The 15,648-nt window shown below is 54.3% G+C and carries 11 protein-coding genes; 4 read left to right on the plus strand and 7 right to left on the minus strand.

The window, feature by feature from the left end:
• Positions 1-249 precede the first annotated feature (249 nt).
• The 3 genes from A9753_RS08000 to dinB all read right to left on the minus strand — a co-directional run bounded on the left by A9753_RS08000 (position 250) and on the right by dinB (position 3,749).
• Positions 250-1,569, minus strand: coding sequence for an APC family permease (locus tag A9753_RS08000; protein WP_067782928.1), 1,320 nt, complete (start codon positions 1,567-1,569; stop codon positions 250-252).
• 217 nt (positions 1,570-1,786) lie between these two features.
• Complete coding sequence (locus A9753_RS08005) at positions 1,787-2,209, minus strand: DUF3040 domain-containing protein (protein ID WP_245637415.1); 423 nt, start codon at positions 2,207-2,209, stop codon at positions 1,787-1,789.
• A 253-nt stretch (positions 2,210-2,462) separates the two neighbouring features.
• The gene (gene dinB, locus A9753_RS08010; RefSeq protein ID WP_067782934.1) at positions 2,463-3,749 is read right to left on the minus strand and encodes a DNA polymerase IV; all 1,287 of its coding nucleotides are present in this window, start codon (positions 3,747-3,749) and stop codon (positions 2,463-2,465) included.
• A gap of 118 nt (positions 3,750-3,867) precedes the next feature.
• Between dinB and A9753_RS08015 the strand changes: the two genes are divergently transcribed.
• Positions 3,868-4,683 (plus strand): spermidine synthase, encoded by an 816-nt coding sequence (locus A9753_RS08015; protein WP_067782936.1) that lies wholly within the window; start codon positions 3,868-3,870, stop codon positions 4,681-4,683.
• A 449-nt stretch (positions 4,684-5,132) separates the two neighbouring features.
• Here the strand turns inward: A9753_RS08015 and A9753_RS08020 are convergent, their stop codons facing one another.
• Together A9753_RS08020 and A9753_RS08025 are read right to left on the minus strand one after the other, a co-directional pair.
• A complete protein-coding gene (locus A9753_RS08020; protein ID WP_067782939.1) occupies positions 5,133-5,333 on the minus strand; it encodes a cold-shock protein in 201 nt (66 codons plus the stop codon).
• 253 nt (positions 5,334-5,586) lie between these two features.
• Positions 5,587-6,756: a PAC2 family protein gene (locus tag A9753_RS08025; protein ID WP_141673363.1), complete on the minus strand. Its 1,170-nt coding sequence runs from the start codon at positions 6,754-6,756 to the stop codon at positions 5,587-5,589.
• A gap of 170 nt (positions 6,757-6,926) precedes the next feature.
• On the opposite strand from A9753_RS08025, the gene A9753_RS08030 reads away from it, so the two are divergent.
• The 3 genes from A9753_RS08030 (at position 6,927) to A9753_RS08040 (ending at position 11,879) form a co-directional block, all read left to right on the plus strand.
• Positions 6,927-9,338, plus strand: a complete 2,412-nt coding sequence (locus tag A9753_RS08030) for a HelD family protein (protein ID WP_245637416.1) — start codon at positions 6,927-6,929, stop codon at positions 9,336-9,338.
• A gap of 154 nt (positions 9,339-9,492) precedes the next feature.
• Entirely contained in the window at positions 9,493-11,289 is a 1,797-nt protein-coding gene (locus tag A9753_RS08035; RefSeq protein ID WP_067782946.1) for an AMP-binding protein, read from the plus strand.
• 14 nt (positions 11,290-11,303) lie between these two features.
• Positions 11,304-11,879: a GNAT family N-acetyltransferase gene (locus A9753_RS08040; protein WP_067782950.1), complete on the plus strand. Its 576-nt coding sequence runs from the start codon at positions 11,304-11,306 to the stop codon at positions 11,877-11,879.
• A 139-nt stretch (positions 11,880-12,018) separates the two neighbouring features.
• Here A9753_RS08040 and A9753_RS08045 read toward each other — a convergent pair whose 3' ends face one another.
• Both A9753_RS08045 and A9753_RS08050 read right to left on the minus strand, forming a co-directional pair.
• Positions 12,019-13,359, minus strand: coding sequence for a M16 family metallopeptidase (locus A9753_RS08045; protein ID WP_067783394.1), 1,341 nt, complete (start codon positions 13,357-13,359; stop codon positions 12,019-12,021).
• Between the two features lie 78 nt (positions 13,360-13,437).
• Positions 13,438-15,519, minus strand: a complete 2,082-nt coding sequence (locus tag A9753_RS08050; protein ID WP_141673365.1) for a hypothetical protein — start codon at positions 15,517-15,519, stop codon at positions 13,438-13,440.
• Between the last annotated feature and the right edge of the window lie 129 nt (positions 15,520-15,648).

Consider the following 15,648-nt stretch of genomic DNA (forward strand, 5'->3'; position numbering starts at 1 on the left):
GACGAACATCAAGAAGATGAGAGACACAAGGCAAGGCAGAACGACGTAGTTTCAACGAAAAATTGATTTATACGCCCATCGTGACATCAACACGGTTAAGGCCACTCTCCCTAATAAGTGCACTAACGTCGTCACGCAGTGGTGGGAAGTGGAGAACCCAGAGGAGCGTAGTAATCGAGAACTCTCAATGACGCACGAAAACAACAGCGGCCGTTGTATTACTGGATAGGCCGCAGCGATAAGGAAAAACTAATGCTTCAACGAAGACTGCGCTGAATTGGTATGTACCTGATGACGAGTAGTGCGCTTATACAAGGCTTCCACGCCAACACAGACCGCCACCAAACCCACAGCGATCGTCACTCCCGTCGGGGTGGAGCGCCACTGCTGCCCCACCAAAATCACGCTTGCCACCAAGCACAACACAGCACCGACAGTAGGAATAGCGCGATGCATACCAATGTTCGCCGATAGTTTGACAGCACTGGCGTTAACAACGGCAAAAATCAAAAGGAATCCCAACGAACCTGCCGTGGAAATTGTCTGCAAAGGCAAAACATTCACGCTAATAAGCGTCAGTACGCTAGTGACAGCCAGCCCCACTGGTTGATGAATGAATTGATCGGTAAAGGAATGAAAGAACTCGCCATCACGAGCAATCTCATCACTGACCTGACCGCCACCATAAATGGAGGCGTTAATAGCAGAGAACGTTGAAATCAACGCAGCAATAGTGATGATAGTAAACCCCACCTGGCCAAGCATTGGCTTAGCGGCTTGAGCCAACACGTAATCCTGGGCTTTACCAATATCAGCAAAACTCAACGAGCCCACCGTGACAATGGCGATGACGATATACAAGATGATCACAAAGATCACCGATGCGTAGAAGGCTCGAGCAATATTCTTCTCAGGATCTTTAATGTCTGGTGCCGCGTTAGCGATGAGTTCAAAGCCCTCATAAGCCACAAAAATCACCATACCGCCAGCGAATAAGTGGATAGGGCTTTCCCAATGAGTGACCGACAGTTGATGAACCATCGGATTACCAATCAGCCCATAAGCTCCAATACCTATAAAAGCCAAAAGAATGACCAGTTTGATAACCACGGCTACCGATTCAATACGCCCCACCACAGCAATCGAGTAATAGTTAATAGCGGTGGCAATAAGAATGATGGCCGTGGCGTAGATATGGTAGTCCACACTCCGCGATCCGGTGATATTCCACAAATTAGGGGCGTACGAACCAAAAGCACTGGCATAAAGCGAGAGCATAATGACGTAGGAGATCCAAAGCAGGTTATTCAGTGAACCACTGAAAATACCTGCCCCAAACGCCTTATTGATGAAGCAGACTGTACCGCCGCGATCAGAGTACTTTTGCGAAAGTTTGGAGTAGGACGCTGCCGTAATTAGCGCCACGACCCCAGCGCAAGCAAAAGCGACAGGAGTAGCCCCCTTTGCCAATGAGACTGCCAAGCCAAGGACGGCGAAGATACCGCCGCCTACCATTCCGCCAATGCCAATAGAAATAGCATCAAGGAGAGAAATCTTTTTCGTGGCCATGATCAGGGCCTCTCAACAGGGGGTGGTGCGAACACAACTGTCACACAGTTTTCGCCATCACGCAGAGTGAAACTGTGTTGAGTGCAACACGCGATATGAAAACTCCCGTTAACGATGAGTCGGATCACCGATCAAAGTCATAAGAGAGCCAATGAGTGAAGGCAATCATGCCCACCTTCTATGGCAAGCCTGACATTCACAGCACTCCCCGCAGCGCTTAACGATGACGGTCTTGCCAGCGTTGGTTTTGACGGTCCATAAATGACGAACCTGAAGATTTCTTTTTCCACGGACCTGTCTTTTTATGTCCAGACGACTTTCCTAAAGCAGACGAATCATAAGAAGTGGAGGGGAATACCGCCCCCACGATCATGGAGACCCCATAGACCGCCGTCACAAATCCAGCCACACCAACAGCAATACTTAAAGCCGTATGCTTAACTGCCACGGCGCCGACGAGAATCGCCATCCCAACAAGAATGAGTGCGACACCAATTCCTACCGCGCGTGCCGACACGCGTAGGCGCCCACGAGGGCCTGGCCCTGCACTCATTGCCTGAGCAAGATCAGGAGCCCCGGCACTCAATTGTTCTTCAAGGTCACGTAAGACCTCTTGTTCGCGTTCAGACAGTGCCATCATTCACCTCGCTTTCGCGTGATCCACTGGGTAAGTGGAATACGCCAGGGACCTCCACATGCCGTGTGAAGAAAGCGTATACATCAAGAGTATGACGGATTCCTGGCTTTTTAAAAACCGCCCCATCACCAGAAACGGGCTTGACACATCATCAAGTGCTGATGTGCTCCACTTGCCCCGCCGCTTCTCCTCAAACAAACTCACCGTTAATCGTTGCCTCAATCAAACATTCACCACCAGGCGAACCCAGCGCACGCTACTCCTCCACGCCTGAGGAATTATCACTTTCAGGTACTGACAGCAGTGAGGCAGGCTTAATAGCAGAGGCACCCCAGCGGCGTCGCACTTCATCAGCGGCCCGCTCACTCAGCCCATGACGAGGATTCTCATCGAAGGTGAGTTGGTGCCCTATTCCCCCAGCAATCAACCCCTCAGCGCGCACACCAAGCAGACGCACCCTGCCTTTGCTCGGGATCTTCACCAATAGTGCTTCAGCTGCCTCCATGAGATCTCGAGCCACATCCGTAGGGACCGCCAAAGTATGAGATCGCGTCACGGTGCTGAAATCTTCTGCCCACCGCACGATCACCACCACCACACGCGCGGATACATCCATGGCACGCAGACGCTCAGCCACTTCATGACATTGGCCGAGCATCACCTCATGCGTCGCCTGCCCAATCGTCAACGGTTCATAAAACGTGGACTGGGTACCGACAGACTTTTCTTCACGCCGAGATTCAACCTTGCGGTGGTCTCTACCCCACGCCATATCCATAACGTGGTGGGCTTGAGCCATCCCCACAAGTTTGTGAAGTTGAGACATCGACGTGGCACGCACGTCAGCCACAGTCGTTATGCCCCATTGTTCGAGGCGCTGCGCAGTCTTTTCCCCTACCCCAAACAAAGCGCCAACGGGTAACGGGGCAAGAAAATCTGCGGTAGCGTCATCAGGGATCATGAGAAGGCCGTCTGGCTTAGCATGAGAGGAAGCAATTTTAGCTACTGACTTATTACGAGCCAGCCCCACGGATGCACTCACACCGACCTCACGATGAATTCGCTCGCGGACACGCTGAGCAATAGAAGTAGGTGAGCCAAGCCTACGTACCGCGCCAGAAAGGTCAACAAATGCTTCATCAATGCTCACCTGCTGCACAACTGGGCTAAGTTCAGACAAGATCGCCATAACTTGCCGGCTGACTTGTGCATAGTGACGGTGACGTAGGGGCATGACAATCGCATGGGGACAACGCCTGAGTGCTAACCCCAGCGGCATTGCCGAGTTCACACCGTAGGCACGCGCTTCATAAGAAGCTGCACTGACCACTCCACGAATGGGGGCAAGTTTATCTACTGCATCGCGCCCCTGGTGAGAGGCTCGTGAGCCACCCACGATAACAGGTTTTCCGCGTAATTCTGGATGGTCACGGATTTCGACTGATGCGAAAAAGGCATCCATGTCCACGTGCATGATGATGGCGCCAGAATCGTCGCTCCCCCAGTCTTTACGCACGTGTTCGAGACGTGGCGCCCTGGACATGGCCCTCCTCCCCAACGGTCATTTCATTCACTGTTTACTCTCCGCCACCCATTGTATGAGACACCACTGTCAGCAATACTCAATAGGGGCTAACGCTACACGCGAGTAGGCTCTCCCCATGGCGAAATCACGACGGTCTTCTTCCTCCGCATCTGCACAGCAATCCGTGAACCACCTGCCTACAGGCGAGGTAGAAACGTCCATGTCTCGCGCGGAAATTATTCGCCGCGATCACACGTTGATTCTGCTTCTCGACGGCACCGAGTCATCCAGTATCGACCTACGCGATCCCACCCATATCGATTTTGAATACCAGCAACATTGCGATGCTGCTTTACGGGCCCTGCGTTCTCCTGGCCCGTTCCGCGCTCTTCATTTGGGCGGAGCCGGCTGTGGTCTGGCTCGTGCATGGGCAAGTGCGTTTCCCGGTTCTCGCCATACCGCGGTAGAGATCGACGCCGATTTAGCCACCTTCGTGCGTCAATGGTTCGATCTTCCGCGCTCACCTGAGTTAAAAATTCGCGTAGGAGACGCCGCAACAGTGGTCGCTGATATGCGTGACGCTTCGTGGGATGTAGTGGTACGCGATGTGTTTGCCAACGGTGAGATCCCAGCAGCGGTTCGCGCCCAAGAAGTTCTTGCGCACAATGCGCGAATCACTGCTCCCGACGGACTGTATATGGCCAATATTGCCTCTCGCCCCCGAGAATCGGCGAATGCGGAAATCACAGAGACAGCAAAGTTGTTTAAGTCGACTATATTGATCGCTGATCCTTCGGTTGCTCGTGGTAAGCGTCGTGGCAACATTATTCTTGTGGCAAGCCACCAGCAGTGGGACTCCAACGAATATGAGGCAGTAGAGCGGGCGGTACGTCGACTTCCTTTGCCGGTGCGCACGTGGTTACCTGAAGATCCGCTCTTCCGCGTTAACTAAGTTTTAATCGCGGGCTACCCAGTTCTGCTCGCGGGCTACCCATCTCATTGAGGCTTGTCAGTTCGCGAACCCCGGTGAATCGCGCGCAAACAAAACAATCGATGTAACCTAACAAATCACGTGTAAGCAACATAATCGACACAGCATAATCAATTCACGCACCCTAACTAATCACCCGCAGAAATGCTGCCCTTCGTTCACGAGACAACATCATCAATTCACGCGCTCTAACTAATCACCGTGACATGGATTTTTCCATGACATGGGCACAAAGACGTCATCAGACTCATGATGCCCCGATCACCACGTCATTAACAATGAAACACCACAGTGGGGCCCACAGGTACATACCTGTGGGCCCCACTGAATACGCAGTGGAGAGAAACGTTAATGAGTGTTCACTCTGCTCTCAGTATTCGCAATGATTCACTGCGAAGCACAAACGCGTCTCACAGAGCGCGAACGTTTTCTGCCTGCTCACCCTTGTCATTGGTGGTGATGTCAAATTCGACCTTCTGGCCTTCATCAAGGGAACGATAGCCGTCAGACTGAATTGCGTGCCAGTGCACGAAAACGTCAGAGCCACCTTCGGTTTCAATGAAGCCGTAGCCCTTTTCAGCGTTAAACCATTTCACGGTTCCAGTTGCCATGTTGTGTTCCTTTCGGGATTGAACTCAGCAGAATGCTTCGCTCGGGTAATGCCGCAATTCTGTGTGATCCCGTGAAACGCAACGGTGAACGACTTATCAAGACTGGCGTAAGAAACGCGCCAAGATGAAACGAAACTGTCATGTGGGTTAAGGAGATCATTCCTTGTCCCGGGTCAAGCAGGTGCAACAGTTGTTAGTCTTTCACAAATACTACGAAAAGTAACGCTAAAAAGTGAGTGACATGTCACGGCCTTTATTGACCAGTTGAGCCTGCGGCGTCACCATCTCCTGGTAGGCCCCATTCACGAGCGTCATCAGGAGTCGTGGACTGAGGTGGAGTTAGTGGTTGGTTCGGAGACTTGGGGGCAGGAGGCATTGCTGCACGATCAGCAGAGTCCGCTGATCCTGGATTCATCATCGCCAACAGTTCATCCATGTCCCAGTCAGCATTCTGACGATGTTCCTCATCAACCTGAGACTGTTGCTCACGGATAGAGGCCAGCAGATCAGTATGATCTGCGCTAGACAGGAAGGCCTCAAGACGTTCACCAATCTCATCAGCAGTAGGAACATCTTGGACCAGCCATGACATCTTCGGGCTTTGCTCACCTTCTGTGTCATCGTCGTGTTTTTCGAACATCGTGACGAGAGCAGCGACTTGAGGATTATTCGCAATTTGAGCATCCACAGCGGCACGAGCAGTAATGCTGCTAGCTTCCAAGTCACCCACAGGCAGAGCCAAATCGGTCACTGACATGACTCCACGAAGCAGGGCGCTGGCAGCCTGAGGATTCTGTTCCACATGCAGGTAAGCAGGGACAAGAGCAGTCAGCCCAACACAGGCAACATCCTCATCCGCAAGCGCTGCTTCAAGGAAAGACCCAAAAGAAGCGCTGATTTGAGTCGGTGGACGATGCGAACGCAGTTTCTCCGGGACATCGTTGACACGTCCAGAATGAGCACGAATGCGAGTGGCGCGAGTGTGAGGCACCGGGGCAGGTAACGCACTAATACCCACCACGGTTTTCACGCCGCAGTCACGAAGAAAGTCAATAATCTCCCGGCACAACTGCTTCCAACGGAAGTCGGGTTCTAGACCGGTGAGGAAGAGGAAATCTTGACCATTGTCATCCACCATGTGGCGAATCTCAATGGTGGGTTCTTTTTCCATCGTAATCAGAGAGCCATCAAGGGTCAGAGATGGGCGACGCGATCGGTAGTCCACCACGTCGTCGGTATCAACGTGAGCACAGTCGTAATGCTGCAACGTTGAATGAAGTTGTTGTGCCGCCAGTTGGGTGGCCCAACCACAGTCATATGCGCCCTCAAATGCAAACACCATGACATTAGGGCGAACATCAGCGCTCAGAGGCTGATCCACACGAATCAAACTCATTCCCGTCTTACGCTCCTCAATCACCACGTTGTCATTTTTCGTCTTGCCCTTACTATTCTCCCCGTCCTGCCATGAAGGGTGCGACCCCAAAGATCGTGCGAAAGTACACAATTCCAGGAAAAAAAGAGGATAATAGATCGCCGCCTAACGCCTGTCGCAGCGCGCTACCCGCGTTCCCTCCCGGAAGGATCAGCCACGTGACTGATACCCGTGTCACTTCAGATAATCCGCATGATGACGCGGAATCTGGGGCATCTATCCGTGCTCAACAGATTGCTCACGAGCAGGAACAAGTCACCAAGGCTTACGGTGAGCTCGACCGTCAGCGCGCCTCTGCACGCCGTTCGCTAGCGCGTATCGAATCACGCGGAAGTAGCGGAACTCACCAAGCACGAACAGAACGTGATGCCTTCGCCGCTCACTACGCCAACCAGATCACTACGCTCGACAGCGTTGAGGATCGACTCGTCTTTGGGCGCATGGATATGGCACCTGGCTTCCGCGAACCCATCGTGCCAGTTTCCGATTCGCCCGAGTCTGCGGGACGCACACCGCGTACCGCACAACCCACTGATGAGGTCACCACACACTATGTAGGCCGCGTAGGCTTGCATGATGAGCGACGCAAAGAAGTGGTGGTGGACTGGCGCGCACCGCTAGCTCGTGGTTTCTACCAGGCCACTCCCACCGATCCGATGGGACTGGTACGGCGGCGTCATATCGCCACCAAGGACCGCACCGTCGTAGGCATTGACGATGATTTGCTTGATGCCGAAAGCCTCAACTCCGACAGTGAAGGCATTGCCGCTTCAACCTTACAAGGTGAGGGTGCCCTTTTCGCGGCGATGAGCCAGGCTCGCGATGGCCGTATGAATGACATTGTGGCAACAATTCAGGCTGAGCAAGATGCCATCGTCACCTCAAACCCTCGTGGTGTGCTCGTTGTTCAGGGCGGCCCGGGGACGGGGAAGACGGCGGTGGCTTTACACCGTGTGGCCTACCTCTTCTACACCGAACGCGAGCGCCTGGAGCGTAGTGGTGTTCTCATGTTAGGGCCCTCACGTACCTTTCTGCGTTACGTCGAGCAGGTGCTTCCGAGCCTAGGTGAGACAGGCGTGGTCTCTCGCACCATGGGTGATCTATTGCCTGGCATTCACGCTACCGCAATGGATTCTCCTGCTGTAGCGGCTCTTAAGGGCGATCTAGCATGGATTGACATTGCACGAAACGCAGTGCGCCTCTACCAGCGTATTCCGGATAAACCACGCCCCATCATTCTTGATGGGCATACCTTATGGCTTACTCCCGACGACGTGGCTCAAGCCCGTTCACGCGCTCGCCGTGGCGGAAAGCCCCATAACCAGGCTCGTTCGACCTTTGTTCTGTGGTTATTGGAGCGCCTGACGGACCAGTTTGCTGCATTAACTCACCAAGATGCTTCGGATCCTGATACGCGCGCATGGATTCGTGAAGATATCCGCACCTGCATGGATGCGCGCCGTGAGATTAACCTGTGTTGGCTTCCGCTCAGTGACCAAGGACTACTAGAACGTATTCTTTCTCGTCCTTATGTGCTTGAAGCAGTTGCACCCATGTTGAGTGCTGAGCAGCGTCAGATGCTCCTTCGCCCTGCGGGCAGCCCGTTGACCACCGCCGATATTCCTCTTCTTGACGAGTTGGGCACGTTACTTGGCCCACTAGACGATGAGCAAATAAAAACTGAGCAGGCCCTTGCTCGCACCCGCGAGGCTGAGGTCGCCTATGCTGCCCAAGCTATCGAAGGGCAGGGGCTTGGCAATGGCATGGTCAGCGCGGAGATGCTTGCTGATCGCTTCGCTGATACTGGCCCGGTGATGACGCTTGCTGAGCGCGCTGGCTCGGATCGCTCATGGACTTATGGCCATGTGGTGGTGGATGAGGCCCAGGAACTTCACCCCATGGGCTGGCGTGCTCTAGTACGCCGCTGCCCGGTACGTTCGATGACCATCGTGGGCGACTTATCTCAGTTCTCTGGTCCTGTGGCGCCGTCATCATGGCGCGAGGCGTTAAGTGCTGTGGCCAGTGATTCCACCCCGATGCGCCGTGAGGTGTTGACGGTCTGTTACCGTACGCCATCGACCATTATGGAGGCTGCTGAGTCGATGATGCAGGCACTGGGCGCTCCCCCCGCCTATCCGGTGCGCAGCGTGCGTGATTTACCTCAGTGCCTGGCATTGACCACGTTCGATGCGGCCGACGATCCTGATGCCCTTCGCTCAGTAATTCGCGACGAACTCACTCGCCTGGATTCTTTGGCTGGTAATAATCAGGGACGATTGGCTGTAATTACCTCACAGATGCCGCCTGTGGCAGCCGAGTTGCTACAGGATTCTGTTCTTGCCGAGGCAATGGAATCAGAGGACGGCGATCTGCTGCGTGCACGCCTTGCGGTCATGACTCCTACATTGTCTAAAGGCTTAGAGTTCGATTCTGTTGTGCTCATTAATCCTATGGAAATTGCTCGCCTCAGTCCTGGGGACGCCTATGTGGCGATGACTCGCTCCACGCAGCGCTTGCATGTGATTAGTGATGAGCCGGTCCCTGGGGTGATTCCTCCTGCCATTTCTTGATGTTTTCACCAAACTGATTGCCGTTTAGCCAGACAGGACAGCAAATTTCTTGTCAGCCCACCACGGTTGGCCTGCAAACCAGGTAGCCTTATCCACGGACCCGTTTCCTGTATACAGGAAGCGACCACCACATGACAGTTGACCAGGAGGCCTTATGGGTGTTGAGCAGTACATGCGACCACACTACGCACCTGGTGTTCCTGCGGTGATCGCACCCGTCACTGAGCCCCTGTCATGCATGCTTGATGATGCCGCACGGCGTTACCCTGATCGTGTGGCCCTGGATTTCATGGGTGCCACCACCACCTATCGTGAATTAGCTACTGAGGTTGCACGCGCTGCTGAGGCGTTGCGCCGTATTGGTGTGCGCGCCGGTGACGTGGTAGGCGTAATTCTTCCTAACTGCCCCCAGCACGTGGTAGTTGCTTACGCTGCCTGGCGTATTGGTGCCATTGTGGCTGAGCATAATCCTCTTGCTCCTGCCCAGCAGATCCGTGAGCAGATTGAGATTCATGGTGGCAGGGTCCTTATCGGCTGGGAAAAGTCCATTGCCACTCTGTCAGACGCCGTAGATTTCGATGCCATGCACGTCTACAGCGTGGATATCACCCGTGCATTACCTCGCCTTAGTCGTTTCGCGTTGGCTCTCCCCGTCAAGGCTGCTCGTCAGCAACGCCAGCAGATGCGTGCGCCTCGCGTAGCTGGTGTGCACTCCTGGGACACTCTGGTTGCCAACTCCCCTACCATTGCTCGCAACGCTCCCCTCCCTAATGTTGACGACGTGGCCACCCTTCTCTACACCGGTGGCACCACTGGCACCCCCAAGGCCGTCATGCTCACTCACACTAACCTGCGATCGAATGCAGAGATGAGTCTGGCGTGGGCTAGCCAGACCTGTGAAATGGGGCAGGAAACTTTCTACGGAGTGTTGCCTTTCTTCCATGCCTTTGGTCTTTCTTTATCACTGTTGTGTGCAGTGGGACTTGCTGCCAGCCAAGTAGTGTTACCCAAATTCAGTGCTGACATGGTCCTTGATGCGTGGAAACGCCGCCCTGCAACTTTCTTCCCTGGCGTTCCCGTAATGTTTGACCGCATTGTTAAGCGCGCTGAAGAACGCGGCGCGGACCTTTCCAGTTGCAAAATTGCCGTGTGTGGCGCTGCGTCTACTCCGGCCGAAGTGGCCAAGAAATGGGAAGACTTTACTCAAGGCATCATCATTGAAGGCTACGGCATGACCGAAGCCTCCCCCATCATCCTTGGCAATCCCATTTCTCCCGAACGTCGCCCTGGCGCTCTAGGTGTTCCTTACCCCTCCACTGAGATTCGTCTTATCGATCCGGATGATCCCGATCCTGAAAACGAAGTACCTCAAGGTGAGGTTGGTGAGATTATTTGCCGTGGTCCTCAAGTTTGTGCGGGATATTGGGAAAATCCCGAAGAAACTGATGCCCTCATTCTTCCTGGTGGATGGCTGCGTACTGGGGACCTTGCACGCAAGGAAGATGATGATTTCATCGTCATGGCGGATCGCCGCAAAGAACTCATCATTTCCGGAGGATTCAACATTTACCCCACTGAGGTTGAAGCAGTTCTCCGCGCAATGCCTGAGGTTGAGGATGTTGCCGTGGTGGGTTTGCCTGGTGAAGCCGGTAATGAATCCGTAGTGGCTGCTATTGTGACTCGCTCTGGTGAAACAGTCACCTTGGAGCAGGTGCGTGCCTGGGCAGAAAAAAACCTATCCCACTATGCGCTCCCCCGCCAGATCGCTGTACTTAACGAATTACCCCGTTCGCAGATCGGTAAGGTTCTTCGCCGTGTTGTCCGCGAAGAGTTGATGGCCTCACGTGAGAATGGTGAGCCCTCAGTTGCCGAAAGTGTGAGCCAGGCAGCCAAGAATGCCGCTGCTAGCGTCAGCCAAGCCTTAAGTGAGCGCCGTAAACCCAACGAGTAAGGACGTTTCGCCACATGTCTGAAAAACCCTCAGCACATTTTGTTCGCCCTGCCCGCCACGAGGACTGCCAAGCACTCTCTGAAGCACACAGCGCCGCGATGCGTTTAAGTATGGAAGCAGGCCTAGGCGCTCCTCTCCCCGATGGTTATGCCGCCATGATGGCTCCCGAAGTAGTATCCACCGGTTGGGAGTACACACTGTCTAATCCCCCAAGCCCTGAGCACCAGGTACTTGTGGCTACCGCCGAGGGAACTGTGGTGGGTGTAGCTGCCTTGGCGCCGTCACCGGGGCGCGAGGATGCCGAGCCAGTGAGTGACGAACCAACTGACGTTCCCAAGGCATTCGAGATTGTGGCCTTGGCCGTCGCCCCAGAACATCACAAACAGGGACACGGTTCTCGCCTGCTCACCGCATGTGCCGATATTGCCCATCACAATGGTGCAAACGTGCTGCTCATGTGGGCTGTGCGCGGAGATGACTCCTACACGCGACTCCTCACTGGTTCGGGCATGGCTCCCACCGGTGCGCAGCGTCACCTCGACATTGCCGATGGCATTGATGAGGTCTGCTGGGCAGCAACACTTGACTGATAAGGCAGTGGCCCGAACCATTCCGGCTAGTTATGACGCTCGAAGTGACAACGGCACCAAATCCGTCGACCAGGCCACGCTCGGGCACGATGAACGAGCACAGCACTACTCCACCGCAGCCCACATACTGAACTGGTACTCAGTTAGCTTCAGGGCCCACAAGCACGCGGCAGCGCGGCTGAGAAGCAAGGAATGCAGCCAACTGCTGGATGTCTTCAGCGGTGACAGCATCAAGCAGTTCAAGGTTGTAGTCCATAGAACGCAGGCGGCCAGTAATCACTTCGGCGCGACCCAAACGCCCCATACGGGACAAAGAATCTTCGCTCCCCAGCACCATCGCTCCACGCAGTTGGCCACGAGCACGCGCGAGTTCTTCCTCATCCACGCCATCAGCAGCCATACGCTCAAATTCGCCCACAAGCAAGTCATAGACCGCAGACACGTCCTTCGGTGCGCATCCGGCATACATGCCAAAGGCGCCAGAATCTGCGTAAGGAACATCAAAAGCGTAAGTGGAATAAGCCAGACCGCGCTTTTCACGAATTTCTTGAAATAGGCGTGAACTCATGCCGCCACCAAGAATGGTGGTAAGCATCGACATGGACCAGCGACGCTCATCACCACTGGGAATACCCGCACAGCCCACGTAAAGATGAGCTTGTTCAGTTTCACGTGCCACGAATTCATCATGAACCACAGGGACAGTGGCGCTGAGCAATTCACTACGGCGAGCGCGAGGAGCCTGATCGGGATCAACTGACCAACCGGCACGCTCAACGTGACGGGCAATCTGCTCACACACGGCGTCATGGTCCACTACACCGGCCACAGCTACGACAAGTGAATCAGAAGCATAGGTCTGCTTGTAGTGCTCCCAAATAGCATCACGGCTCACAGCCTGGACAGTGGCAGGAGTTCCCCCCACAGGACGGCCCAGCGGAGTGCCTGTTCCAAATACAGCACGAGCAAAAGCCTCATGAGCCACGTCGCCTGGGTCATCAGCGGATTCCGCCAGTTCAGCCACGATGACACCGCGTTCGGTAGCAACCTCATGGGGATCAAGGACGGAAGACGTAACCATGTCAGTGACAATGTCAAGAGCCTGGGGAACATCATGGCCCTGGACGCGCGCATAATAGGAAGTGTGTTCCTTGGAGGTGGCAGCGTTGGACTCACCACCGATAAAGTCGAATGCACGAGCGATCTCACGAGCATCACGAGTAGGCGTGCCCTTAAACAAGAGGTGCTCGAGAAAATGAGTAGAGCCCTCATGCCCCGCTAATTCATCGCGGCTTCCCACACCAAACCACATCCCCAGGCTTGCACTACGCAGACCGGGAACGTGTTCGGTAATCACCCGCACGCCACCGGGGAGAATTGAGCGACGGATGTGCGCACCATCGTCAATGAGATTGAGTTCGGTGCCGTCAGTACCTGCAGAGGCGTTGATTAGGCAGTTTTCGGAGAATGTCGTGGTCATGTCAGGGGCTTGAGTCACGCGACAACTCTACCTTGCGCACCCCAACAGCAACATTTCGCTTTCAGTGGGGGCGGACACTTAGTGAGCGAAACCGGATTCGTCGTAAGCCTGAAGAATCGTCTGAACCACGGCACGTAGGTCTGGACATTCGTGATCGCTCCAGCACTCTTCCATGATTTGAGCGATTTCGGTGGCTGTTGACTCATCCTCATCTTCGATGGCAATTTGCATACGAACGGCATAAGCCAGTGCAAGAGTGTGCTCGATCTTTGCTGAAGTGAGTGAGCCTAAGCGGTCGATGACATCATCAATGGCTTGAATGGATGACTGACGGTAGTCAGGATCATCGGAAGCAACAGCGGCATAACGCACTGCGCCGTCGGCATACATCTCATCACAGACACGGACTACACGCTGCATGGCACGATCCCCGTGACGCACGCGAGCAGTCACCTCATCGACGTGAGCGCGATGAATGCCATCCTCCCCCACATATTCTTCAGGGTAACGAGCATCCCGATTAGCCATAGCCTGAGCAGCGTTGGTGTTGACCATAGAATCTGCGGCCCATTGACGCAGCGGATCGTAGCCCATTTCTGAGGCGTCAATCCAGATGCTGTACAGGGTTTCAACCGCAATCATGCGACCGTTGCCTTCAGTGTCGTTGGCAAATTCGTCAACGATTTTGCGAGCGATTGTGGTGTAGTTTTCCCACTCATCGGACTTGGTCATATGCTCAGTGGCCAACTCTTTAAGCGAGTCTTCGGTAAAAATCTGGCCCTGGGCAAGAACCGTCTCATCATTTTCATCAACCAGTTCCACCGCGTCAACGAGCGAGTCAATGGCTTCGCCATCATCGCTCATCGCCATAATGGTGCGGATCGCATCGGCATGAATGGCCACCTTGCGACGCCAGTGAGACATAGCAAGAAAGGACAGATGCGCCATAATGCTGCGTGCGCTGGGATTGTTGCGCAGGCGCGGGCGCGAGTCCCAGACAGTCCAAGCTACGTCATACAGACTGGAGACGTGATCATCACTGGCCATGCAGTAGGCCACGAGCATCTGAAGATCCCTGGTAAACAGAGAATCACCAACGAGAGAATCTTCGTCCGTTTCCTGTCCTTGTAGGGCTAGCGCATTGAGTTTGCGCAGGGCCTTTGTGAGACTCTCATAGGAGTCCTCAGTGAGTTCAATGGGCGTATAGGAGAACGTATCGGTGGGGTGTGCCGCTGGATCGTTCCACAAAATTGGGTAGCCCAAATCATGTTCTGTGCGCAGCAGTGCGCGGCGGCATGAGGCGGCTTCTTGGACGAAACGAAGAGGATCAGCACTACCAAGAATTTCATGGAGGTCCATGCGTGCACGCAAGCGTTCCAAAGAAAGCATGTTCCCACTGCGATCTACCTCAGTCAGTGCACTGGGGGTAATAAGCAGCATTTCGAGTTCGTCCAGGCGCGTGTGTGCGTAGGAGGAAATCATGGAAGTGGGCAGTTCTGAATCGATAATATTGCCACACCAGATAATCCAGTCACGTAGTGCCTGGCGCAAGATTTCAACGGCGGCAACATCTTGATCCTCGGAGGCAGATTCTTCAATAATTCCGCGCAATCGCGTCCAAGCTTCATCAGGGTCTGTAGGTCCACACCCCAGATGTTCACAAGCGTATTCGGCTGCATTGAGGCGGGCGGTGAGTACCATCGGGACGTTGGCGAAACGCGAGGATTTCAGACGGTCAACGGCTCCGTCCACCACATCTTGCGCTTCTTTGTTCCGGCCCGCTTGAGCCATAATCGAGGCGCAGGTGGTGTAAATAATGAACAGAGAGCCCACCACAGTTTCTTCTTCCATGGCGGCTGAAGTGAATTCGAGAACCGCAGCACGGGCAAGTGCATCCTCTGCGGCACGCAGCTGATCCTTCTTTGATAAGTCAGCATGGATGGCCCCTTGAACCACAATAGAACAGGTGCTTGCGGCTGCTGACCAAATTACCGGGTCATAGGAACGCGACGACGACGTGATGGGGTCAAGAAGTCCTAGGAAAGGCTCGGCTAGTTTGGTGACTTCACTCCACTGACCGGCCTGTGCAGCACCTGCCAGGCGTGTGAACTCACGGCGCACCTGGGCAAGATCAGGCTGATCAGAATCGAAGACACTCATGGCCACTAGTTTACGTGGTGGTGCAAGTTGAGATGAATGAGCGATTTTTCTTGGATTCTCACAAGTCTTCTGTATGTTTTGGCTGATAACCAACAAACGAATGAGAGAAAGTCCCTCTCCGGCTTGTCA

Origin of the sequence: Actinomyces vulturis, assembly GCF_001687305.1 — a bacterium.
GTDB classification, from domain to species: domain Bacteria; phylum Actinomycetota; class Actinomycetes; order Actinomycetales; family Actinomycetaceae; genus Actinomyces; species Actinomyces vulturis.